The 22,890-nt window shown below is 36.6% G+C and carries 17 protein-coding genes and 3 pseudogenes; 9 read left to right on the forward strand and 11 right to left on the reverse strand.

Going from position 1 to position 22,890, the window contains the following annotated elements; genetic code table 11:
• Positions 1–772 (reverse strand): annotated as a pseudogene (locus MKL32_RS13385) (IS4-like element ISAba33 family transposase); the annotation flags it as partial.
• A gap of 131 nt (positions 773–903) precedes the next feature.
• Between MKL32_RS13385 and MKL32_RS13390 the strand changes: the two are divergent.
• Complete coding sequence (locus tag MKL32_RS13390; protein ID WP_270900649.1) at positions 904–2,859, forward strand: alkyl/aryl-sulfatase; 1,956 nt, start codon at positions 904–906, stop codon at positions 2,857–2,859.
• Positions 2,860–3,208: 349 nt separating this feature from the next.
• Positions 3,209–3,559, forward strand: a pseudogene (locus MKL32_RS13395) (integrase core domain-containing protein); the annotation flags it as partial.
• A gap of 45 nt (positions 3,560–3,604) precedes the next feature.
• Here the strand turns inward: MKL32_RS13395 and MKL32_RS13400 are convergent.
• From MKL32_RS13400 to MKL32_RS13430, 7 genes and pseudogenes are all read right to left on the reverse strand, one after another.
• A complete protein-coding gene (locus MKL32_RS13400) occupies positions 3,605–6,610 on the reverse strand; it encodes a TrlF family AAA-like ATPase (RefSeq protein ID WP_004883657.1) in 3,006 nt (1,001 codons plus the stop codon).
• Positions 6,611–6,934: 324 nt separating this feature from the next.
• Positions 6,935–7,972, reverse strand: a complete 1,038-nt coding sequence (locus MKL32_RS13405) for a hypothetical protein (protein WP_119048157.1) — start codon at positions 7,970–7,972, stop codon at positions 6,935–6,937.
• A gap of 267 nt (positions 7,973–8,239) precedes the next feature.
• Entirely contained in the window at positions 8,240–9,958 is a 1,719-nt protein-coding gene (locus tag MKL32_RS13410) for a hypothetical protein (RefSeq protein WP_004883653.1), read from the reverse strand.
• 9 nt (positions 9,959–9,967) lie between these two features.
• Entirely contained in the window at positions 9,968–10,696 is a 729-nt protein-coding gene (locus tag MKL32_RS13415) for a hypothetical protein (RefSeq protein WP_004883651.1), read from the reverse strand.
• Entirely contained in the window at positions 10,696–11,529 is an 834-nt protein-coding gene (locus MKL32_RS13420; protein WP_004883649.1) for a vWA domain-containing protein, read from the reverse strand. Before MKL32_RS13420 ends, MKL32_RS13415 begins: the two co-directional genes overlap by 1 nt.
• Positions 11,530–11,787: 258 nt before the next feature.
• Positions 11,788–12,627 (reverse strand): annotated as a pseudogene (locus tag MKL32_RS13425) (YifB family Mg chelatase-like AAA ATPase); the annotation flags it as partial.
• 69 nt (positions 12,628–12,696) lie between these two features.
• Positions 12,697–12,924, reverse strand: a complete 228-nt coding sequence (locus tag MKL32_RS13430) for an accessory factor UbiK family protein (RefSeq protein WP_005403519.1) — start codon at positions 12,922–12,924, stop codon at positions 12,697–12,699.
• A gap of 275 nt (positions 12,925–13,199) precedes the next feature.
• On the opposite strand from MKL32_RS13430, the gene glnK reads away from it, so the two are divergent.
• From glnK to MKL32_RS13465, 7 genes are all read left to right on the forward strand, one after another.
• The gene (gene glnK / locus MKL32_RS13435) at positions 13,200–13,538 is read left to right on the forward strand and encodes a P-II family nitrogen regulator (protein WP_000780326.1); all 339 of its coding nucleotides are present in this window, start codon (positions 13,200–13,202) and stop codon (positions 13,536–13,538) included.
• A gap of 67 nt (positions 13,539–13,605) precedes the next feature.
• Positions 13,606–15,018, forward strand: a complete 1,413-nt coding sequence (locus MKL32_RS13440) for an ammonium transporter (protein WP_125272821.1) — start codon at positions 13,606–13,608, stop codon at positions 15,016–15,018.
• 170 nt (positions 15,019–15,188) lie between these two features.
• On the forward strand, positions 15,189–15,653 hold the full coding sequence (gene nrdR, locus MKL32_RS13445; RefSeq protein WP_004957298.1) for a transcriptional regulator NrdR: 465 nt from the start codon (positions 15,189–15,191) through the stop codon (positions 15,651–15,653).
• Positions 15,654–15,665: 12 nt separating this feature from the next.
• A complete protein-coding gene (gene ribD, locus MKL32_RS13450) occupies positions 15,666–16,766 on the forward strand; it encodes a bifunctional diaminohydroxyphosphoribosylaminopyrimidine deaminase/5-amino-6-(5-phosphoribosylamino)uracil reductase RibD (protein WP_270900651.1) in 1,101 nt (366 codons plus the stop codon).
• Entirely contained in the window at positions 16,763–18,055 is a 1,293-nt protein-coding gene (locus tag MKL32_RS13455; protein WP_004917048.1) for a DNA adenine methylase, read from the forward strand. Before ribD ends, MKL32_RS13455 begins: the two co-directional genes overlap by 4 nt.
• A 341-nt stretch (positions 18,056–18,396) precedes the next feature.
• Positions 18,397–19,236: an MIP/aquaporin family protein gene (locus tag MKL32_RS13460; RefSeq protein ID WP_157938019.1), complete on the forward strand. Its 840-nt coding sequence runs from the start codon at positions 18,397–18,399 to the stop codon at positions 19,234–19,236.
• 149 nt (positions 19,237–19,385) lie between these two features.
• Positions 19,386–20,045, forward strand: a complete 660-nt coding sequence (locus MKL32_RS13465) for a riboflavin synthase (protein ID WP_125297257.1) — start codon at positions 19,386–19,388, stop codon at positions 20,043–20,045.
• A gap of 33 nt (positions 20,046–20,078) precedes the next feature.
• Here MKL32_RS13465 and blhA read toward each other — a convergent pair whose 3' ends face one another.
• The 3 genes from blhA to MKL32_RS13480 form a co-directional block, all read right to left on the reverse strand.
• Positions 20,079–20,705 carry a cell division protein BlhA gene (gene blhA, locus MKL32_RS13470; RefSeq protein WP_004917039.1) on the reverse strand — a complete coding sequence of 209 codons (627 nt, stop codon included), beginning with the start codon at positions 20,703–20,705 and terminating at the stop codon, positions 20,079–20,081.
• 34 nt (positions 20,706–20,739) lie between these two features.
• Complete coding sequence (locus tag MKL32_RS13475; protein ID WP_004917037.1) at positions 20,740–21,156, reverse strand: DNA polymerase III subunit chi; 417 nt, start codon at positions 21,154–21,156, stop codon at positions 20,740–20,742.
• Positions 21,157–21,309: 153 nt separating this feature from the next.
• Positions 21,310–22,758, reverse strand: a complete 1,449-nt coding sequence (locus MKL32_RS13480; protein ID WP_270900652.1) for a leucyl aminopeptidase — start codon at positions 22,756–22,758, stop codon at positions 21,310–21,312.
• Positions 22,759–22,890 lie beyond the last annotated feature (132 nt).

Genomic DNA, 22,890 nt, shown 5'->3' on the forward strand with positions numbered 1-22,890 from the left:
GTTTCGATTTCCCAGCGTAATGCATAATCACGAATAGCAGAAGCATTAAACATAGGAGAAACAACAAGTAAAAGTTCTCCATCTTCTAATCGTAGCGCACTAATATACAGTTTCACTCGACCAACCCAAATACGTCGTTTACGACATTCAGTTTGACCAACTTGAAGATGACGAAATAAATCACTAATTTTATGATTCTTGGCTAAGTGATTGGTCACAATAAAGTTTTTTTAACACGTATACAGAAGTGAATGTCATTTTCAATTAACCATGTAAACCATTTCTCACCGATAAATTCTCTGTCTGCGAACACATTCACAATACGATCTTTACCAAAAATGGAGATAAAGCGTTGAATCAAAGCAATACGCTCTTTTGTATCTGAATTGCCACGTTTATTGAGCAATGTCCAAACAATAGGTATCGCTATTCCACGATAGACGATGGCTAACATCAAGATATTGATATCTCGTTTTCCCCATTTCCAATTAGTTCTATCCAAAGTTAATTGGACTTTATCAAATGAAAATATATTGAAAATTAACTGAGAAATTTGACGATAATCGAAATACTGACCTGCAAAGAAGCGTTGTATACGTCGATAAAATGATTGTGGTAAGCACTTGATGGGTAAGGCTTTAGATGCAGAAGAAAGATTACATGTCTGTTTTACAATTAATGCAAGCATAATCAGTGTAAAACATTTTGCATGTGACTTGTTCCACTTTAGATATTTGTTTAAGATGAGATATAACTCATTGAAATGTGTCATCATATTCGTCTTCAGAAAACAAGTATTATGCCATTATTTCAATGAGTTATATTTTTTTGTCGTGTACAAAGAAATAAGCTTTTAGTTGTTCAAACATGTGGGACCACCTCTATTTAAAAAAAGGAAAGAAGATGAAAATTAAGTTTTTAACAGTTTCATTGATGCTTATTCTGCCATTTTCTGTTTTTGCAGCAAATACTGTAGTAGAAAAAGCGGTCATTGAATCAAATAATACATATAAGGCGAAGTATAACTTAGAGGATATGACTGAGTTTAATCAGGCTCAAAAGGGCTTTATTGCCAAGCCAACAGGTCAAATTAAAAGTGAGAAAGGCAATGTTATCTGGGATTTTGATGCATTTAGTTTTTTACAAGATCAAGCACCAAATACCGTTAATCCCACTCTATGGCGACAAGCAAAATTAAACAACAATGTTGGGCTATTTAAAGTAACAGATCGAGTTTGGCAAATTCGTGGTTTTGATTTGGCAAATATGACCATCATTCAGGGTGATACTGGCTGGATTATTGTGGATACATTAACCTCTAAAGAAACGGCTGAAGCAGCACTTAAATTTGCTAGACAGCATTTAGGTGAGCAAAAAATTTCAGCCATTATCTTTACCCATAGCCATATCGATCATTTTGGTGGTGCATTAGGCGTTCTTTCTAGCGAAGAAATTAACGCTAGAAAAACTCCAATTATTGCGCCAAAAGGCTTTATGGAAGAAGCGACCAGTGAAAATGTGATGGCAGGTTCAGCCATGATACGTCGTGCGACTTATATGTATGGAACTTTTCTACCTAAAAATGCGGAAGGAGTGGTGGATACAGGTTTAGGTAAGGCTGTTGCTGTGGGAAAAATGGGCATCCTTGAGCCTACACAACTGATCACTCAACCAGAACAGAAAATGACGGTTGATGGCTTGGATTTTGTGTTTTATAACGTGCCGGGTTCAGAAGCACCAGCAGAATTAACGTTCTCTATCCCATCATTGAAACTTTATAACGGCGCAGAAATTCTATCTCATACCATGCATAATCTTTATACCCTTCGGGGTGCTAAAGTCCGTGATGCCTTAAAATGGGTGGGCTATCTAGACCAAGCAATGCAGCATGCCAAAGCATCCGATGTATTGATTGCACAGCATCATTGGCCTGTCTGGGGCAATGACAATATTCAAGATTTTATTAAAACCCAGCGAGATGTTTATAAGTTCACGCATGATCAGACGGTGAGATATATGAACTCTGGTTTTAATGGCGCTGAAATTGCCGAAAAAATTAAGCTTCCAGCGGCACTTGATCAAAAACTATATGCTCATGGCTATTATGGAACCCTAAAACATAATGTAAAAGCAGTATACCAATATTATATGGGATGGTTCGATGCCCATCCTTCCAATTTAGATCCATTACCCCCTAAAGCTGTTGCAAAAAAATATATTGAGTTAGCAGGTGGGGAGAACAATGCATTGAAAAATGCGCGGGATGCCTACGCTCAAGCTGACTATAGATGGGCTGCCGAGATTTTAAAACATATTGTGTTGAATAACCCTCAAAACCAACAAGCAAAAGACTTATTGGCGAATACTTATCGTCAATTGGGCTATGCTGCTGAGGCTTCAACTTGGCGTAATTTCTTTTTGGTGGGCGCTCAAGAGCTACAAAATAATGTACCCCTACAAAATACTTCTGATCCGAGTGATTTATTGATTCATACACCAACTGAAAGATTTCTTGAAGCTATGGCGACAAATTTAGATGTGGAAAATTTAAAAAATGAAAACCAGTGTATCAATCTGGTTTTGTCGGATACCAAAGAGCATTTTTCATTATGGGTTGAAAACTCAGTCATGCAGTTTAAGCGTTATGATGAAAGTAAAGATTTGGCATTGGATTGCCCTACATTAACCTTAACCAAGCCCTTATATCTAAAAATGATTACAGGTCAAATAGAAGGGGTAAAAGTCCTGCTTTCTAAAGACAGTAAAGTCAAAGGTAATCCACTGAAAATTGGAAAATTCTTTGCAATGTTTAAACGTCCAGATTCAATTTTCCCGATTGTGACTCGACCAAATGGCTAAGCTCAAATAAGTAAAGTCGAAACTTAAATTAATAGATCCAAAGAAATGGGTGAAATTATCAACTTGGTTCTCCCAATCTTATAACAGGAATACAAGAAATTATTTCTTGTATTCCTCTTTAAAATTAAAAGTAAGCTATATGTATTTTAACTCTATTGATACTTTATTAAATGGTTTTTGAATTTTTATACTTTATTTTCGATGGAGATATTTTTATTAGTAGCTTGTTTAAAAAAGATTTGTTTATTTTTCTATTAATTGCTTCTAAATAATAACTTCAATATTTTTGTGGTTAAAAGGCAAGGGGGTATTATGATGTGTTTTTTATTGAAAATAAGCTTTTATATTAGGTTTCTCACTGCCCGCACTGCGCGTCATTCGTACACTTAATCAGCTGCTCGAATGGAGAGACAAACCGCTTGCGATTCGCTGTGACAATGGACCTGAATTTATCAGCCACGAATTCGTGCGTTGGGCAACGGAGCATGGTATCAGTATTGAATATATACAACCAGGCAAGCCACAACAAAATGCTTATATCGAACGCTACAATCGTACAATGCGCTATAGTTGGGTGAGCAAACATTTGTTCGATACATTGGAGCAAGTACAAGATTATGCAACACAGTGGTTGTGGCATTACAATCATGAGCGACCACATCAAGCTAATAGAGGAAAACCACCTTTGATGGCAGCTTAACCTCTACTTTTAACTTCGGTTATTTATGGGAGGATTACCATACAATTAGGCGAAATATTTACTTCGTCTATTGTTGAATGCATCTAATGTTCCTTCCAATATGTTAACAGCATGTTGATTTAAGTCATAACTCTCTATCGAACCAGAGGTATAATTGATAGAAAAATTATCTTCTCTGTAAAAATCAGTGTAAATAATTTGTTCGGCATCACAAACTATTGCAAGATTTGGATTGTGAGTAACCATTATTATTTGTCTTGTTTTTTTAGCCTCATTCAAAATTGGCACTAAAGAATTTACAACAGTATCATTATCTAAATTTTCTTCTGGTTGGTCTAGGATAATTGGCGTCTTATCTTGATCTACTAATAAGTAGAATATCAGCAACAATGCCCCACGTTGGCCAGGAGATAATTTATCTACCTCGGCATTCTGAAAGCGTAAAGAGTATTTAGATTTTATAAACTCTAGACTATAGACAAAATTATAAACATCTTTAGGTTTTGTATTTTTTTTCACCATATCGGCTATACCAGTAGCATCGTTAACTTCTTCTAACTTCGCAATAAGTTTTTCAATAAAATTAATACATCCTTCTTTTGTATCAAGATCTTCATGCTTGGATAATTCATCTAAAGTTTTCTTAATATTATCAGGTGTAAATTCTAACCTACGTTGCATAATTAAGTTTGTTAATTCATCCTGAAAATGTTCAGTCGAAAAGTTCAGTTTTGATACAAACTCGAATTTATTTTTCTCATTAATAAACTTATTTTTCTCGATAGCCTTTTGCACTGGCCCATAGAGAGATTCTCGTATAAGCTTTTTACTTTCTAAAACCTCAAATATTTTAATTGAAATATCTTTTCTATCATTCCTTTTTTGAGTTAGCTGTTCAGGCAATTTTTCTATTAGTTCTAGTTGATATTGAATTCCAAATAAAGAGTCTAGGGACGAATTGTCTCCTTTTAATTCCAACTTCTTATTATCCCATTTTCTTAAGTTTTCTAAATATTCATTATATCTTTGCAATGGCTCAGTTAGTTGTCCTCGAACAGTTTTCACTACTTCATTACAAGTTTCAATTTCTTTATTTAAAGAATCAATTCTGAGAGAATTTTCTGCATTTTCTTCATTTAAACTATCAATTAGCTCTACAATTTTCGTTGTATCTATCTTAAATGTAACAATATCATTATCAATAGATAAAACTTTTAAACTTTCACTAATTTGTTCCTTAAATGCTTGAACCTGCTCTTTTAAAATTTCATATTTATCAATAATTTGTTTGGAAATAACTATTTTTCTTTGATTATCTACTACTTGTTCGTTGAGTTTTTTAACCTCACCTAATAATTCAATCTGCCTTAAATTATTAGCATCCATCTTCGCTTTTAAAGACTGTTGTTCTGGGGTAAGCTCTTCACTTGGAGATTTAACTTCGATAGGCTTAATTGATTCATGATCTTGTAATTCCTGTAACTTTAATTGTCTTTTACTTTCTAAAATATTTTTTACACCTGCTTGTGCTTGATATTCTAAGTCTTCGATTTCTGTATTTAAATTACTTAAAGCTAGTTTTAGTGAAGATAAATGATCATTTAAAGCACTTTCTTTAAACTTAATCAATGTGTCAAGAGATGTACACTCATTTCTATCCTCTTCAGATAAGTAAGAAAATATAACTGAATTAAGCTCATTTTGAAATTCGTTATCTCCTTGATCAGGATTACAAAGTTTTTCAAAATATACCTGAGGAATATAACGGACTCTTTCTGCTTTTCCATGATCGACATTTGAATCTAATGATTGACATTCTTTTGTACCATTCAACCATGTGAGGCTTGCTTCAAAATCTGATGCAAATCCGCCTTTGCCTTTGAATCGACCGTCTTTTAAAAATGAAAAGAATTTACTACTCGACTTCGAATTACCTAGAAGGGAAATCACATCAGCCAATGCACTTTTTCCACTGCCTTTTTTTCCAATTATTGCTACAAGATCATGGCTAAGTTTAAGATTTGTTCCATCAAGCCAAGTATGGTTACTCGATGCTGAAGATTTTTTTGAAATTTCTATTTTATCAATGAAGTAACTGCCTTTACCCTGTTTAATTAATTCTTTTTCTGGCAACTCACCAATATAAATTCTATTTTGAGGCTCTAATGTTGCTTGTACTAAACCTGCAAAAGTCGGATCAGCTTTTATCCATGTGAAACAATTTCCGATTCTATCTTTATCAGTTGTTTTATCAGAAAAATTATGAGCATCACTACAGTCTAATAGTAAGTCATTAACACCATAATTTATAAGTTTTTCTTTAGCTTTATTGAAGGTTTCATATGATTCTGCTGCGGTAAAAACAATCTTTGCACTATTAATTAAATGTTTTTTAACAGCTATAGAGCCATCTGTCCACTTAAGCTCATCCCACTCAGTTTTTCCTATAGCAATTAGATACTTATCTTTAAAACAACTTTTTTCTAGACTTTTTAAAATTGAGTCTAGACTTAAATTTAAATTATTAAAGCCTTCAATTAAATCTGAACCATACTTATTTAGCTCATTAGGAGGGACTTGTGCCTTGATAGATTTCCCAAGATCCTCTACTGATTTTCTTGTAACACTAAGATTCCATGGTGTTTGATCTTTCTCAAGGATGTACTTAGCATCTAATGTGTTTAAAAACTGTGATTTTATCTGATCCAAAGGTAAAATTTTCTCATCTGCGAAAATAACATGAAGATTTATACGGTTTAACTTTCCAAATTGAACGCCAGCAAATTCCTGTAATCGGAACTCCACAACTGGTAAAATTAAATCAATATTCTGCAATCGTCCTTTGGCTTTTTCTTGCAGAATACGTTCATATCCATCAATAAAAAAATAATCATTTATCCCTAAAACTTTGAAGGAGTCTGGTAGTTTTTCTAAATCTGTTAAATATTTTTCCCAAGTAGCATCGCAATCATCTCCATATTTATGATCAAGAGATGCTGGGGTATGTACATGTAGATCCCACTTTCTCCATTCCGAACCTTTGCTAAACATATAGCCCCCTTTATTTATTAAAATTAAAATTCTCTCAGATTAAGTTATTGAGTTTTTAAAAAAGCTTAGATAACGCCCCAATATGTTATCAAATTAGGCCTAAAAAACTCATTAAATTCAAGAAAAATAGCATCGAAAATTGAATTTAAAACTTTAAACAAAAGTTATTGTTAGATGCAATATCACAAATAATTTTACTTAAATAGAATTTAAATATCTTTATATATAATAAAGTAGTAATTATTTCAAATAAAATCAATTATTTGCTTTTGGTTACAAGGATGATCAATATCTTAGTAATACCTCCAATCTGCATAGCTAGAACTAATCTAACTCGTTGAGTGGCAATGTAAGCTGTTTATTGAGCTGATCTATATGTACTACACGATTAATTGAGGGCGCTTGCTTGCCCATTTTACGTATAGGGCTATGCCATTCAATGATAGGACCTTTGGGATTTGAAATTGAGAGAATATTTAGCCCAATAATATTGCCATTACATAAAAAACCTTGCACTTTTATCTCGACTGTATCATCAGTATACCAAGGTTGAATAGAGGGATAAAAAGTAGGAATATCGTCATCTGATTTTATTTTTAACCATGCTTTAATCCTTTGATTAGTTAGTTTTTTTATTACTTTTTGAGTATATGGGTCATATTTGAAATGTGCCAAGAATATACATTCTGACTCAAAGCTTGAAAAGACTCGCCATTTGCCATCAGGTTTATCTAATTTTATAGGGCGTATTAATAAATTCGTAATGGTTTTGACCGTTGGATGTGAAGATATAAAAGGATAAGTCATTAGAAATGAAACTTTCTCATAACTTGCAACCAAAAAAGCTATATTGTTGATGAATAGTTTCTGCTTATTTTCAAGTCCTAATTCCAGAAATTTGCTTGTATCACGGACTTTATTTGGAAGAGGAAAGAACTCAAGAAATGCCTGAATATCTGAATTTATATCTTTTTCTTCATTAACTTTACGAATATACCAATTTGATTCGTCAAAAGAGGTTGTTAAAGAAAAGACAGGTAAATTAATTTTTCCCTCTATTTGCGCTGAATGATATTTATTTCTAGACCAAATATCGCCAATCCGAAAACTCCTTGAACTAGATGAAAGTGATATATGTTCTAATACGAAATTTCCTACAACAGTATTATCTGTATTTTGTTCTATGACTTCACGAAAAATGACTTGAAAAGAAGTGATTATAGTTTTGCGATGATGCATCTTTGAAATACCCCCAAACCACCAAACTAAGTAATTTACATTTATCTTTAGGTTCTTAAAATCAGAAGTTCTCTCGTAGCCAGTCTTATTAGGAACAATAGGGAAAGGTATAGTCTGTTTCATGAATTTTAGTATGATTCATTTAGGTAAATTAAAAAATTAATGAATTATAGAGTAAATAGTTATTCTAAAACAAATAACTAAGATTTGACATCATCGTGCGTTATGAAAACTTGTCTTGATGAGATTGAAATCTTCGATATGGAAGATTTTCAAGAAAATTATTTCATCATAGGTAATTAAAAAATTACCAAGTTACTGATGTGTATTAATTGTCTAATCTATTTTTATAATGATAAATAATATGTTTAAGTAATAAATATCATAGGTTTAACTACAACTTTTTAGAATTACTAGGATAATTATAATTGCGACAATCCATTTAATTACCTGATCTGTGTTAATAGGATTTCTCGTTTTATTTTTTGGAATATTTTTTGGATTTCCTAATGTATTGTGGTTGGCGGTACTCTGTTGAGCTTTAGGTAGTGAAATATTTTGTCTCTGATTTGACAAGTTGCCAGTATTGCTAGTTGTAGCATGAATTTTATTTAAAATAGCTTGGTTAGATGAGTTAGTAGTATTTGGTGGAATAGAGCCTATCGGTTGACTGTTTTTCGTAGAAGGTTTTTGTCCAGATATTTTAGCTAAAATATCTTGGTTGGACACTTTTTGTGAGGAATTACTTATAGAAACTGATTGTTGTTTAGCGGCTAATCGTTTTTTTGCTTCAACCTCATTTATTATAAACAATTGACCTTTTTTCGATACAGTAATAGATATAGAGGAGCATTTATATTTCTCATTTCGATAAGGGGATTCCATTAGGCCTTTGATACTTAACCATTTTCCAATCCAAGAGCTATCTGGCTTGTCAGCAATGATAGCTAACCCCTCACTCCAAATTGTAATTTTGAATATATTCCCTCGCCAGTCTCCAAAGTTTATAAAGATATAAGGCTTCTTATTTCGAGCAAAACCACGCTTTATACTTACAATTTTACCAACAACTTCAACCTGATTCCCCATTTGCTTCAAACAAGCATTGTAATCCAAAGCTGAGATAACAGGGTAGGGACTAATATATTCATTAACAATTACAGCACGACTAACATTTTTAGAAACAATATTGATATTGCTTAAGCTAGGAATATTTAAACCTTTAATGAAATCACTTAAATTTGGTATATTTTCTAATTTATTAGTGCTGCATATTGCTGCAAAATTTTTAGTATATTCCTTTAAACTTGGATATGAACTTAGCAATGCAAATGTTTGAGATGAGTTTGGATTAGTAAAGTCAGTCGAACGAAATATCACAGAATCCATATCTGACTGTGTTTTATCCCAAATTTTAGAATCCGTTTCTAATGCTTTGCATGCTAACCATAATAATATCAATGAGAATCTATCTATCTTATTATTATAAGGATTTATTTTGGCTCTATAAGGATGCTGGAAATTGATGTGACCTAATTCAGAACTACCCAAATGTGCTAAAGAATCGATATACATGCCATCGTAATCGATTAGTTGGATTGAAGATCCTGCATTTGAGACCATTAAATTACCAGTTTGTATATCACCATGAGCAATTGAATTACTCTCTAAATATTCTGATAGCTTTATTAAGGCATTAGATAAATTGAAGATATATTTTTGATTATTATAATTATCTTCAAAAAATTCACCAAGTGTAGTTCCGACAGCCCATGCCATTTTAATAATAGGATACGCATGACCATCTACTACAATACCTTTAGGCTGAAATTCAAAATCTAGGAAAAAAGCAGAAGAGAGATTTTTGATTTTTTTAGAAATTTCAATATAACGTAGTTCTAGAGATTTAGATTCTTTATGAAAACACCTTACAGCATATTTTTTTGAAACGCACTCAATTGTATAAGTTAAAGCAAATCCACCACTAATAGCTAACGGGACACCAAGCCCTGTCTTTTTGACATTACCTTTTGCTAATTCTGGGTCATTTAATAATTTACTATGGAGCTGAAATGCCTCATTATATTTTTCAAAAGATGGATAGCTCATAACCGTATATCATATCTCTAGAATAACCAAAGTAGTATCATCCACTTTTAAACTTCCTCTGTTACGACTGAAATTAACCAATTTATTGAATTTCCTATCATTTATATTCAAAAATATATTAACTAATTTATCGTGATTAATAATTGACATAGCTCTACAAAACCAATCAGCTAGAGCATCTGTTGCGCAGATTGCAATTATAGGTTCATCATTTTTTAAAATTGGTATCTCTAAATAGTGTTTACTATTTACCTTGTTTAAATCTATACTTTTGTTTAACTCAATTTTGGTAGACAGTAGAGTTGGGTTTAAATGGAAATCTGGAATATTAAAGGTTGGAAAATATTCATAGTTGCCTTCAATTTTTTTAAAGAAAAATATAAAACTATCGCCAAATAATCTCGTAATAATTTTTTTATTTATTGAATCAACGCTAATGCTAGTAAACGTAGAAAAACTACCACGTTGATAAGCAGATAATTGAGACCAACTCATAGTATTAAAGTCATGCTCTAAGACATACTTTTTCACGGCATCAATTAACCAGTCTTCATTAATATCATCATCATTAATGAAAGAGTTGCAAATAATTTTGGCCCACAATTGAGAATTATATGATTCACTAGCCCCATCGCATAGAATGAACTTGGTTAAATCTTCAGAAAAAGCAAAAGAATCCTCATTTGCTTTTTCTTGTCCAATTTCTTTCGGATGAGTTCCTTGAAAAATTATTTTCATTAACGTAATTGAGAAGCTCTCGTACCAATATCAAAGAAATCAACAATATCAGAAGCTTCTGCATTAAAAATAAAGCCCCGTGATTCTCCACTCACCTTAAAGCCTTTATCTTGTGCATAACCGACAAGATGAACAGGTAACTCGCTAGACATTCTAAACAACATCTTAGAATATGCATCGGGTAAAACATGCTCACTAGAAGGTAAAATGATAGGGGAATTACTTAATGCACTTACATGTAAATTATAGATCAATACAGATCCATCATTTGTACCTATTTGAGCAAGATGATTAGCGATTTCCTCTGGATCACCATCATTCGATTCACCATCCGTAACATGTAAGATTGTTGGTGGATAACTGTCAGGATGGGCATCACACCAATTTGCCAATTCTTCAGCAGCTTTTGTTAACGCTGCTCGCATAGGTGTTCCACCATTTGCTGTTGGCTCAAACCACATTGGAAACTTAACTGCAACCTCTAGTATTCCACCTGCGCCATCGTCCATTTTACGTTTACGATCTTCGATTCTAAGTGGATTTTGTTCTAGTAATGAGATAGGGTTCATTACTTGATTACCTAAAGTGCCACTAAATCCATTATTTACGCCTTGATGCCCATAACCTAAAACACCAATATCAAAGTAATCTCGAATGCCTTCTGATTTAGAACATCTCGTAATTAAGTCCATTAGAGTTTTATTAAGAACATCTGAAACAAATTCTGCTTTAGTCTTTCCTGATGACATCTTATCCATCATAGAACCTGATTGATCAACCAAAAACAAAAAGGCTGTTGGAGATGTTCTACTAATTTGAGCTTCGTGCGACATTATTCTCTCTTTTTTAAATAAATAGATTTACTCATAATAGGTTTTTTGAAACCTTCTTTGAAAATTATTCTAGCGTGATTTTTTGAAAGATTTAAGCAAATAAATTTTATTTGTTAATTATTTATCTTAACCATGCATTCTATAAAGAAAATTTCATCATCATCAGAAATTGCTATAACCAACTTTGTTCTAAACTTTGCTAATTAAGATTTTGTTTCATCTATTTCTGATTTGTTTCATTTATTTCTGATTTTCACAGCCTCCACCAACCAAAGCGATCGCAGATGCTGTATGGTGAGGTGCACGAAAAGGGCGCTGACCGAAATGATGTTGAGCATTTGCTACGGAATAGATACTAGCAACCTCTAAATTTTCTTGAGCATTCAAAGGGGGTAAAATTGAAGGCAGTCGAGATGCAAGTAATGTTTTTCCAGTGCCAGGTGGTCCCTTAAAGAGTAATGAATGACCTCCTGCAGCCGCAATTTCTAATGCTCGGCGAGGACGAAGTTGACCTTTAACATCGGCAAGATCGTATTGATATTGTGATAATGATGAAATAGATCGTTGTGGTGCGGCTTTTATTTGGCTACTGCCCGAAAAATGTGCACATACATCTTGTAAATGTTTGGCAGGATAAACTTGAAAGTCTTCTAGTTGATTTGCCTCGTCCACATTTGATTCAGGAAGAACTAAATGATGCTTAGCTTGCTGACAAGCCATAGCAATAGTTAATGCCCCAGAAGTTGGACGTAAATGACCATCCAAAGCAAGTTCACCAATAAATTCAAATCCTTCCGTACAATTTTCAGGAAGCTGACCTGAAGCGATTAAAATCCCCAATGCAATTGGCAGGTCAAGTCGTGACCCATCTTTGGGCAAGTCTGCAGGTGCTAAATTGATGGTTAAGCGTTTGGTTGGGAAAAGAAAACCACTATTAATTATTGCAGATCGAACGCGATCTTTACTTTCTCGAACTGCTGCCTCAGGTAAACCCACGATAGTTAAAGAGGGTAGGCCAGAACTAATATGAACTTCGACCTCGATTTGAGGGGCATGTAGCCCCAATAATCCCCTTGTATAAATTTTTGCAAAAGACATTTTATTATTGTTCCATTGTGGTGCTTTATTTTTAATCATTTAAATGTGCAAGTTGCACTGAAAAGGTGCTTATTTTTTGTTCTGCACCATTTCTTCAAGAGTTTTCATCTGTTGTTGTAACTCAGTAAGACGTAGGTTGGCTAAATTGAGGGCAGTTCTTTGACGATCTAGTTCTTGTTTGGAAACAAGATCGAGTTTCTCGATGCTTTCATTTAATAATGCGCGGAGGTTCTTTTCTAAATCTTTTTTAGGTTGATCAATTTGCTGCAAAATCGCTTGTAAAAGAGTTTCAATCATAATGAGCTCAATGAGTTATGTATATTTGCTGCTCAGTGTAACACTGCTTGTCTGAATCCTCTAGACTTGTTGTTGAACGTTGGATGACTGGAGACTTGTTTTAGCTAAACGTTGGCAAATGAAACTTATTTTCGATTGAATATCTACATCTTCAAGGCTAAATAGGTTATAAAGAAAGCTTGTGCCTGATATTTAAAAATCCCCAACCTTTAAATATTGGCACGAAAATTGAACATAAAACCTTACTGGTGAAAATAAGCCGAAGGAAAACAAACATGAAGCTTGTAACTGCAATTGTAAAACCATTCAAATTAGACGACGTGCGTGAAGCGCTCTCTGATATTGGTGTTCAAGGGATTACCGTAACTGAAGTCAAAGGTTTCGGGCGTCAAAAAGGTCACACAGAATTGTACCGTGGTGCAGAGTATGTGGTTGATTTTTTACCAAAAGTGAAGATTGAAATTGCGATTAGCGATGAAATGGTTGATGCCGTGATCGAATCAATCACTCGTGTCGCAAGCACTGGAAAAATTGGTGACGGAAAAATCTTTGTTACGAATTTAGAACAAGTCATCCGTATTCGTACTGGTGAAACAGGGCCAGATGCTGTCTAAATTGGCATAAAGTTTGCTGAGTTAGAAATAAGAGAAATAGCTCACAAAATAAGGTTGGGGGACACGAATGAAAAAAATGCTTATGGCGCTCAGTCTATCTGGCGCACTCTTAGGTGGTTCGGCTGTTGTTTGGGCAGAAGAAGCTGCTTCAACACCAGCAACAGAGCAAACTGTAGCAGCATCTGATATCGTCGCTGAAACAGTAACCACTGTTGTTGCTGAAACTACCGCTCCTGCAGAGGCTGCTCCAGCACCTGAAGAGACACCAACAGCAGATACAGGTGATACCGCTTGGATCCTTGTTTCAACTGCACTTGTTCTGTTAATGACTATTCCAGGTTTAGCGCTGTTTTATGGTGGTATGGTTCGTAAGAAAAACGTACTCAGTACCATGATGTTCAGCCTTTCAGCTGCAATTCTTGTGAGCTTGATTTGGGTGATTGTTGGTTATTCTCTCGCATTCTCTGGTTCAGGTGCCTATGTTGGTGACTTGGCGAAGGCGATGTTAAATGGCGTTGCTTTTGATGCGCTGAGCGGGACGATTCCTGAAAGCTTATTTGTAATTTTCCAAATGACGTTTGCGATCATCACTGTGGCAATTATCAGTGGTTCTATTGCTGATCGTATGAAATATTCTGCGTTCATGGCATTCATCGCAATCTGGGTCATCCTCGTTTACGCTCCAATTACTCACTGGGTTTGGGCTGCAGACGGCTGGTTATTCAAAGCAGGTGCTTTAGACTTTGCTGGTGGTACTGTTGTACATATCAACGCGGGTGTTGCGGGTCTAGTTGCTGCATACATGTTAGGTAAACGTACAGGTCTTGGTCGTGAATCTATGGCGCCACATAACCTTACTTTAACTGTAATCGGCGCGAGCTTGATTTGGGTAGGTTGGTTCGGTTTCAATGGTGGTAGCGCATTAGGTGCGGGTGCTCGTGCAAGTATGGCAATCTTGGTAACTCAAGTTGCTGCTGCCGCTGCTGCATTCTCTTGGTTACTTGTAGAACGTCTAATCCGTGGTAAAGCTTCTGTTCTTGGTGGTGCATCTGGTGCGGTGGCTGGTCTTGTTGTAATCACTCCTGCTGCTGGTTTCGTGGGTGTAGGTGGCGCATTGATCATGGGTCTGATCGGTGGCGTAGTATGTTTCTGGGGTATTACAGCACTGAAACGCTTACTTAAAGCTGATGATGCTTTGGATGCATTCGGTTTACACGCTGTTGGTGGTATCGTAGGTGCAGTACTGACAGGTATCTTCTATAGTGATGAAATCATTAAAGCTGCTGGTGTTGTACTAGCTCCGACATTCGCTGGCCAACTTTGGGTTCAAATTGAAGGTGTATTAGCAACAATCGTATATAGTGGTGTTGTGACTTTCATTATCCTTAAAGTGATCGATCTTGTGATTGGTATACGTGTAAGCGCTGATGATGAGCGTATGGGTCTTGACCTTAGCCAACATGGCGAACGTATCGAATAATTGATCTTTTGAATATCGATAAAAAAGCAGCCCGTAAGGGCTGTTTTTTTATGTCAATGAAGAAGCATTTATATACTTTTGGTTGTACTGATGGGCTATTGTGGCTCTCTGTTTAGCAATAGCTGAAACTTTGATACACTTGGTTGATGTGAATAACTAATTGCACAACTATGCATTGTCCATTTTGTAACGCCGCTGATAGTAAAGTTATCGATTCCCGTTTGGCTGCCGAGGGTAGTCAGATTCGTCGCCGTCGTGAATGCGTGGTGTGTGGTGAGCGTTTTACAACTTTCGAAAGTTATGAAATGGTAATGCCGCGGGTTATTAAATCAGATGCGAAAAGTGAGCCTTTTGATGAAGCAAAACTCCGCCGCTCTCTGATGCACGCTTTGCAGAAGCGACCTGTGACCCAAGAGCAAATTGAGACAGTACTGAGCGACATTCAATCCCAAATTCGCCGTCTCGGTGAACGTGATGTCAAATCTAGAACCATTGGTGAAATTGTCATGCAAGCTTTGTTTGCATTGGATCATGTAGCGTATGTCCGTTTCGCTTCTGTGTATCAAGATTTCCAAGATGTGGAGGCATTTCGTCGTCAAATCGAGCAAATGCAACAACGTGAAAACGAAGCTTAAGTTAGGGAAATCATGTCCGATTTAATCCAAGACCATCTTTCTGAAAATCAGTACTGGATGCAACAGGCTATTGATTTAGCACGACGTGGTCAGTATTCGACTAAACCAAATCCCAATGTGGGTTGTGTTATTGTTAAAGATGGAAAAATCATAGGTGAGGGTTTTCATCCCAAAGCAGGTCAGCCACACGCAGAAGTATTTGCACTTCGACAAGCTGGAGAAAATGCCAAAGATGCCACGGCATATGTGACTTTAGAGCCGTGTGCCCATTTTGGTCGGACACCACCTTGCGCGAAAGCCTTAGTAAAAGCTCAAGTCAAAAAGGTTGTCGTTGCTTGTTCTGATCCAAATCCTCTGGTGGCTGGTAAAGGTGTCAAAATCTTGCAAGATGCAGGCATAGAAGTGGAAACTGGGATTTGTGATAAAGAAGCCAAAACTTTAAATTTTGGCTTCTTAAAAGCGATGTCGACAGGTTTACCTTATGTACGTTTGAAAATTGCATCTAGCTTGGATGGGCGGACTGCGATGGCATCAGGTGAGTCGAAATGGATTACTGGAACAGCAGCACGTCAAGATGTACAACATTGGCGAGCCATCTCTGCTGCCGTGATTACAGGTATTCAGACCGTTCTGGCAGATGATTGTGAACTCAATGTTCGTTTCTTAGACGGGATTGATCTCAGCTCGGTTGTACAACCTAAGCGAATTATTTTAGATCGTCAGGGACAGTTACCCCTGAGTGCCAAGATTTTACAAAATCCTGAAACCGTCATGGTGATGACACCATTTCGTCAAGAACTTGCCGATTTAGGCGTGATACAATTAGCGCCGCAACCATTGAATCAATTATTGCAAACCCTCACTCAGCAATATCAAATTTATGATGTGTTGGTAGAGGCGGGTGCAACCTTATCAACCGCCTTTTTAGAACAAGGTTTGGTTGATGAAATGATTAGTTATGTTGCACCTACTTTACTTGGTCAATCTGCCCGTCCAATGTTCAACGCTAAGTTTAGCAAAATGGCAGAGCAACTTCGTTTTGAGTTGGTCGATGTAACCCAACTTGGGCAAGATATTCGCCTGAGATTGCTCCCTATCCAAGAGATGATATGAATCCAGAACCATCGGTTTATCACAAACGTCGTCATGCAGCACGTACCACTGACGAGTATCTTTTTCATCAGTTAGTTCCATATCTCGGGAATAAGCGTCGACTTCTACATTTGATTTTAGAAGCGCTTGAGATTACGGGCACTCTGAATAGTAAAAAGAAGAACCCACCGATTTTTGCGGATTTTTTTGCAGGGAGTGGTGTTGTTTCTCGTTTAGCCCGCCAAAATGGGTATCGTGTGATTGCTAATGATTGGGAGCCCTATAGTCATGCACTCAATCATGCCATTTTAGCTTGTGTGGATGCACCAGCTTTCAAAGAGTTGGGTGGTTATCAAAAGGCGATTGATTACTTAAACAGGCTCCCTGAAGTCAAAGGCTGGGTGACCCATAATTTATGCCCGCGCAATGATGATATTTACGATCCTTCCCGTGATCGATTGTTCTTTAAACGCCGCAATGGCATGCGTATAGATGCAATTCGACAACAGATTGCTACATGGCAAGCTCAAGGTGCAATTAATGATGTCGAGATGAGTGCTTTGTTGGCGCCATTACTTTATTCAGCCAGTTTTGTGAGTAATACCAGTGGTGTATTCAAGAGTTTCCATCAAGGGTGGGGGGGGAGAACTCAAACTGCACTAGAACGTATTGAATCTTTATTGTGGCTTACCCCAAGTCGCTTTTGTGAAATTGGTGATAGCAAACGACCTGCTGCTGAAATGTGGTGTGTAGATGCTCAGCATTTGGCCAATCAAATGAGTGGTTTTGAGGTTGATGTTGCTTATCTTGATCCTCCTTACAACCAACATGCTTACAGCAGTAATTATCATGTCTTAAATGCTTTGACTTTGTGGGATCAAGTCGACTTGCCATCACCTGATACAAAAGGCTTCAAGAGTGGTATTGATCGAGCATGGCGTAAAGAGCGTCCTAGCCCTTATAACTCTTCGAAGCATGCCAAAGATGCTTATGAGAAGTTACTTGAAACGATTAATGCACGTTATATTTTGACAAGCTATTCAACTGATGGAAATATCGAGCCTAAAGATTTACTTACAGCGAATTTAAAACGCGGCAAAGTAACATTACTTACGCAAGATGTTCCACGCTATCGAGTTAGTAAACAACGCCAATCTGAACGTGCACGTGTACTTGAATTTATTGTCATTACAGATACTCATGCTAAGTCTGGTCCTCCATTAAGACAACTATTAGGGCAGCTTTATCATTTCGCTGAGCTAGGCGGGGTCGATACAACAGGCAACAGCACTCAACTTGCACTATGGTAGGTTCATGCAGACATCATTTTTTATAAAATGGTGTCTGGGCTTTTATATTTTTTATCTTTTTTAATCATTAGAGCTAATATTTAGATTAAGTTATTGTTTTGTATGTGAGTTATAAAGAGCTTTTATAAATTCATATTTAATTGTTAATTTTATAAATAATAATCAAAAACAGAAGCTTATATTATTTTCATTTGAACTTGTTGATTTTGTTATTTGAAAAATATTTTACTATTTGGTTTAAAAAATACCTTAAAATATTGATCATTTTCGAAAATGAATATATTTTGCCGAGCTTGATTTAAGGTCATGCTGATCAGTAGCTATGACCAAGTGAGGTTGTTATGAGTCGCTCGGAACCTACTTTATGGGGTCAATGTGTCGCAGAGTTTTTCGCTACCGCAATATTTCTATCATTTGGTATTGGTGTTGTGGCTGCACTTAAGCTTGCAGGAGCAAACTTAGGTTTATGGGAAATTAGTATCGTTTGGGGTTTAGCAGTTGCTCTAGCTGTTTATTTATCAGCGGGTATTTCAGGTGCTCATCTCAATCCTGCGGTTACAATCGCTTTAGCTTTATTTGCTGGGTTTGATAAACGTAAAGTCCCTTTTTATATCATTTCACAAGTCGCTGGTGCAGCCTTGGGTGCATTCCTTGTATATGCTTTATACAGTAACTTATTTCTGGACTATGAGCAGACTCATCATATGCTCCGCGGCAGCGTAGAAAGTTTAGAGTTAGCTGGGATTTTCTCAACCTATCCACATCCGTTGTTGTCTATTGGTCAAGCATTCATGGTGGAAATGTTTATCACTATGCTTTTACTTTGGTTAATTATGGCCATTAGTGATGATACTAATGGCTTACCACGTGGAGCTCTAGCACCTATTTTGGTCGGATTGCTTGTCGCTGTAATCGGTGCTTCTTTTGGCCCATTAACAGGGTTTGCAATGAATCCTGCACGTGATTTTGGTCCTAAATTGGTTGCTTACTTTATGGGCTGGGGACCTGTCGCTTTTACTGGTGGTCGTGATGTTCCATATTTTATGGTTCCTATTTTTGCACCAATTTTAGGTGCGTGTTTAGGTGTATTGGGCTATAAATTTTTCTTTAGCCAGTTCCTAAAACATCAGCAAGTCGAAGTCAAAGAAAAGATGAACTCACAAATTTCTGAGTTTCAATAAACCTCATTGAATTGTTTAAAGGTAGTCAAATGGCTATCTTTTTTAACTCTGATGATTTGAACTCTGAGTGGCTTGTTATCTCAAGTTCTTTGCTTTAAGGTATCTCATTGACTATGGCGCGTATTGCATAAAGATAGGTTGAAACTCCCATGTTTACAGGCATTATTGAAAGTTTAGGTAAGGTTGAGAGCTTACAAAGTGTGGGCGGCGATGTTCGTTTACGTATTCAAACTGATCTGGATATGTCGGATGTGCATTTGGGGGATTCGATTGCAACCAATGGTATCTGTTTGACGGTGATCGAATGGGGCGATAACTGGTATGCGGCTGATGTTTCCCGTGAAAGTTTGAATCGTACGACACTAGGGCAATGGAAAGTTGGTCAAGCGGTGAATGTCGAAAAGGCAATGCTGCCAACGACTCGTTTTGGTGGGCACATTGTCAGTGGTCATGTTGATGGTCTGGGTGAAATTACTTTAGTCCGTCATGATGCTCGTTCATTGTATTTTGAAGTGACTGCACCTGTTGAATTAGCCAAATATTTGGCAGAAAAGGGTTCTGTGACGGTTGATGGGATCAGTCTGACGATTAACCATTTACGCGGCAATATTTTGAGTTTGAATTTGATCCCGCATACGGCTGAACGTACCAATATTGGAACTTGGCAAGTTGGAAGCAAAGTCAATCTTGAAGTTGATGTGTTGGCTCGTTATATCGAAAGATTACTACTCGGTGATAAGGCGGCTGAGCAGAAAAATGAATCAAATATCAGTATGGCATTTTTGGCCGAAAATGGTTTTTTGAAATGATTCAAAAAAGCCCAGTTTGAACTGGGCTTTTTATTATTCTTCATCTGAAAATTGACTATTTTTGAGAATGTATTCTATTTCGTCTTGCGCAATCGCATGTAATTTTGCTCTAAAAACTGTGACCGCTTGTTCAATCATACTTTCAGCTTCTAGTTCCAGTCGGACACGCACACTTTCAAGCTCAGATTGAATTTGCTCATCTTTAATGACCATGTGTTGAGCTTGAGCATAATCAATACTTGGTTGTTCTGGATTTACTTGATAACGTTCAGTTTGGTCTGCAATCTCTTGGTCAATATGATGACGTAATGCTGCTAAATGTTCAGTTTGTTGTTCGAACTGACGCTCTTCATCCGCTTGAAGCTGTGCTGCATATGCTGCTTCAGCAGCTCGTTTTTCTTCAAGCGCCTTTTCTAAAGCCAATTGTTTACGGATTCTTGCTTGTTCGATTAATTCTGCTTTGAGATCAGCATATGCTTTTTCAATTCGTTGTGCAGAATTTCGTTGTGCTTGTTCATCATGATGAACCCAAGTTTGGATGGGTGTTTGGGGCAGGAGTAAATCACAGATGCGAGCTAAATCTTCTTGATACGTTTGGCGAACCGCTTCAGGCGTGTTCAACCAACGTTTTTTAAAGTCTTGACCTACATTTAATGCCACCTGACACTCCTCGAATGACGCTCTAATTTCGGATTTATAATTTAAATGTTCGAGGTGCTATACCTAAACGACGATACATTTTAAATTTTTCTCGACCGATTTGTTTCGCAATTTCATTATTTTCAATAATTTCGATAATGTGTCGAAATTCTTGAGTTTGTTCAAGTGCATGATTGTTAAAATTAAAGACAATCCAATCATTGGATGATGGTAATTCTTCTGAAATACATACGGCACTATTTTCTAAATGAATCCCATGGGGGATAAAACTTGTTGGATCAAAAGTCCAAAGCTTCTCATCAAGTTCGTTCTGCATTTCTGCATTATCGCAATACCACCACACTTTAGGATGTTGGTTCAAAATTTTTCGGCATAAACGACAAGCACTTTCAACTTGTCGCTCAGTACTATTTTCAAATAGATAAAAACTAATTTGAGCTTGAGTTGACATCTAATTACACATATCTGTTTTTTATGGTTGGGTTGATGTATTCACTAGCGAATACATCAATATGCTCAAATAGGGCTAGAAACTTCTCAATTTTGAATCGTCCAAAGTTATATTCAAGCCCTATTTTTATGACAAAAATAAATGTCACAACATTCAGCTATTTGCTTGAGCACGATTTGCTAAAAATTGCATCAATAACGGAACTGGGCGACCCGTTGCGCCTTTAGCGGCTCCAGATAACCATGCTGTACCTGCAACATCGAGATGTGCCCAGCGATAGTCACGTGTGAAACGTTCGAGGAAACATGCTGCTGTGATTGCCCCACCATGTGGGCCGCCGATATTCGCAATGTCTGCAAAAGGTGAATCTAGCAATTCCTGATATTCTTCCATTACAGGCATGCGCCAAACACGATCGAGTGATTGTTCGCCAGCTTGTAGCAGCTCTTGAGCCAATTCATCATCAGGAGTAAATAAGCCACTTACAACTTTACCTAATGCAACGACACATGCACCTGTAAGTGTTGCAATATCAATCACAAGAGCAGGGTTAAAGCGTTTGATATAGGTGAGCGTATCACAAAGAACCAGACGACCTTCTGCATCAGTATTTAGAATTTCTACAGTTTGACCACTCATGGTCGTTACAATATCACCCGGTCGAGTTGCACGACCTGATGGCATATTTTCAGCTGCGGCAATCGCACCTACCACATGAATTGGTAGCTGTGCTTCGCAAAGAGCCTGCATTGTGCCAAGTACTGAAGCAGCGCCACACATATCAAACTTCATCTCATCCATACCTGCACCAGGTTTCAGTGAGATACCACCTGTATCAAAGGTTACACCTTTACCGACAAGTACGATCGGAGCTTGATCTGTATTGGCTTTGTATTCAAGAGTAATCACTCGACCTGGACGATCAGATCCTTTGCTTACGGCAAGGAACGCATACATCCCAAGGTCAGCCATTTGTTGTTCATCAAGAATGGTAACTTGCAACATATCTGGATATTGCGCAGCAAGAGCCAGTGCCTGATCAGCTAAATATTCTGGGAAGCAAATATTTCCTGGTCGATTGCCTAAGTCGCGTGCATAGTTTTGTCCAGACTGAACAGCATGAACTAAGTTGAGTTGTGCATCATCTAATAAAGTTGTTTCAGCAACAAGATGAATGGTTTCTAAAACAAATTCATTTTTTTTGGATTTGAATTCGTCATAACCATAGCCTGCTTGACTTAAACTGAGTGCGAATAAGGCATGTAAATTTGTTGGCAAAGCAGTGAGATCAATCGTAATTTCTTTAAATTTATTTTGTGACGATTTGATAATGCTTTGTGCGAGTTTTGCTAATTTATTCGGTTTTAACTCGTTACTTTTACCTAAACCAAGCAGTTGGGCATTAGCTTGCTCTTCTAATTGAGCAATAAGCGGTAAATTCTCATTAAAGGCTGCTTTAAATTGTGTTGCTGAAATAAGATTATCTAGATTGTTGATTTTATAAGACTTTGTGCTTTGTTGTAATTGCTCTGAATCAACTAAAATCCACAAAGATTCACTAGACGCTTGAGTTGGTAATGCGGTATGAAGTGTAAATTTCATTGTTTATGTAAAACCTAATGAGCAAAAAAGATAGATAAGTCCATTAAACACGTTCAGGTATGAGCTTGCAATCGGCAACATGCGATAGGTTTTATATTTTTAACATTCGGGTAAACTAGCGTTACCCCACGA

This window comes from Acinetobacter sp. AOR34_HL, from assembly GCF_027854795.1.
Taxonomy (GTDB): domain Bacteria; phylum Pseudomonadota; class Gammaproteobacteria; order Pseudomonadales; family Moraxellaceae; genus Acinetobacter; species Acinetobacter junii.

Coding starts and splice junctions, on each gene's coding strand:
- MKL32_RS13390 (WP_270900649.1), top strand. CDS start 904: ATGAAAATTAAGTTTTTAACAGTTTCATTGATGCTTATTCTGCCATTT.
- MKL32_RS13400 (WP_004883657.1), bottom strand. CDS start 6,610: ATGTTTAGCAAAGGTTCGGAATGGAGAAAGTGGGATCTACATGTACAT.
- MKL32_RS13405 (WP_119048157.1), bottom strand. CDS start 7,972: ATGAAACAGACTATACCTTTCCCTATTGTTCCTAATAAGACTGGCTAC.
- MKL32_RS13410 (WP_004883653.1), bottom strand. CDS start 9,958: ATGAGCTATCCATCTTTTGAAAAATATAATGAGGCATTTCAGCTCCAT.
- MKL32_RS13415 (WP_004883651.1), bottom strand. CDS start 10,696: ATGAAAATAATTTTTCAAGGAACTCATCCGAAAGAAATTGGACAAGAA.
- MKL32_RS13420 (WP_004883649.1), bottom strand. CDS start 11,529: ATGTCGCACGAAGCTCAAATTAGTAGAACATCTCCAACAGCCTTTTTG.
- MKL32_RS13430 (WP_005403519.1), bottom strand. CDS start 12,924: ATGATTGAAACTCTTTTACAAGCGATTTTGCAGCAAATTGATCAACCT.
- glnK (WP_000780326.1), top strand. CDS start 13,200: ATGAAGCTTGTAACTGCAATTGTAAAACCATTCAAATTAGACGACGTG.
- MKL32_RS13440 (WP_125272821.1), top strand. CDS start 13,606: ATGAAAAAAATGCTTATGGCGCTCAGTCTATCTGGCGCACTCTTAGGT.
- nrdR (WP_004957298.1), top strand. CDS start 15,189: ATGCATTGTCCATTTTGTAACGCCGCTGATAGTAAAGTTATCGATTCC.
- ribD (WP_270900651.1), top strand. CDS start 15,666: ATGTCCGATTTAATCCAAGACCATCTTTCTGAAAATCAGTACTGGATG.
- MKL32_RS13455 (WP_004917048.1), top strand. CDS start 16,763: ATGAATCCAGAACCATCGGTTTATCACAAACGTCGTCATGCAGCACGT.
- MKL32_RS13460 (WP_157938019.1), top strand. CDS start 18,397: ATGAGTCGCTCGGAACCTACTTTATGGGGTCAATGTGTCGCAGAGTTT.
- MKL32_RS13465 (WP_125297257.1), top strand. CDS start 19,386: ATGTTTACAGGCATTATTGAAAGTTTAGGTAAGGTTGAGAGCTTACAA.
- MKL32_RS13475 (WP_004917037.1), bottom strand. CDS start 21,156: ATGTCAACTCAAGCTCAAATTAGTTTTTATCTATTTGAAAATAGTACT.
- MKL32_RS13480 (WP_270900652.1), bottom strand. CDS start 22,758: ATGAAATTTACACTTCATACCGCATTACCAACTCAAGCGTCTAGTGAA.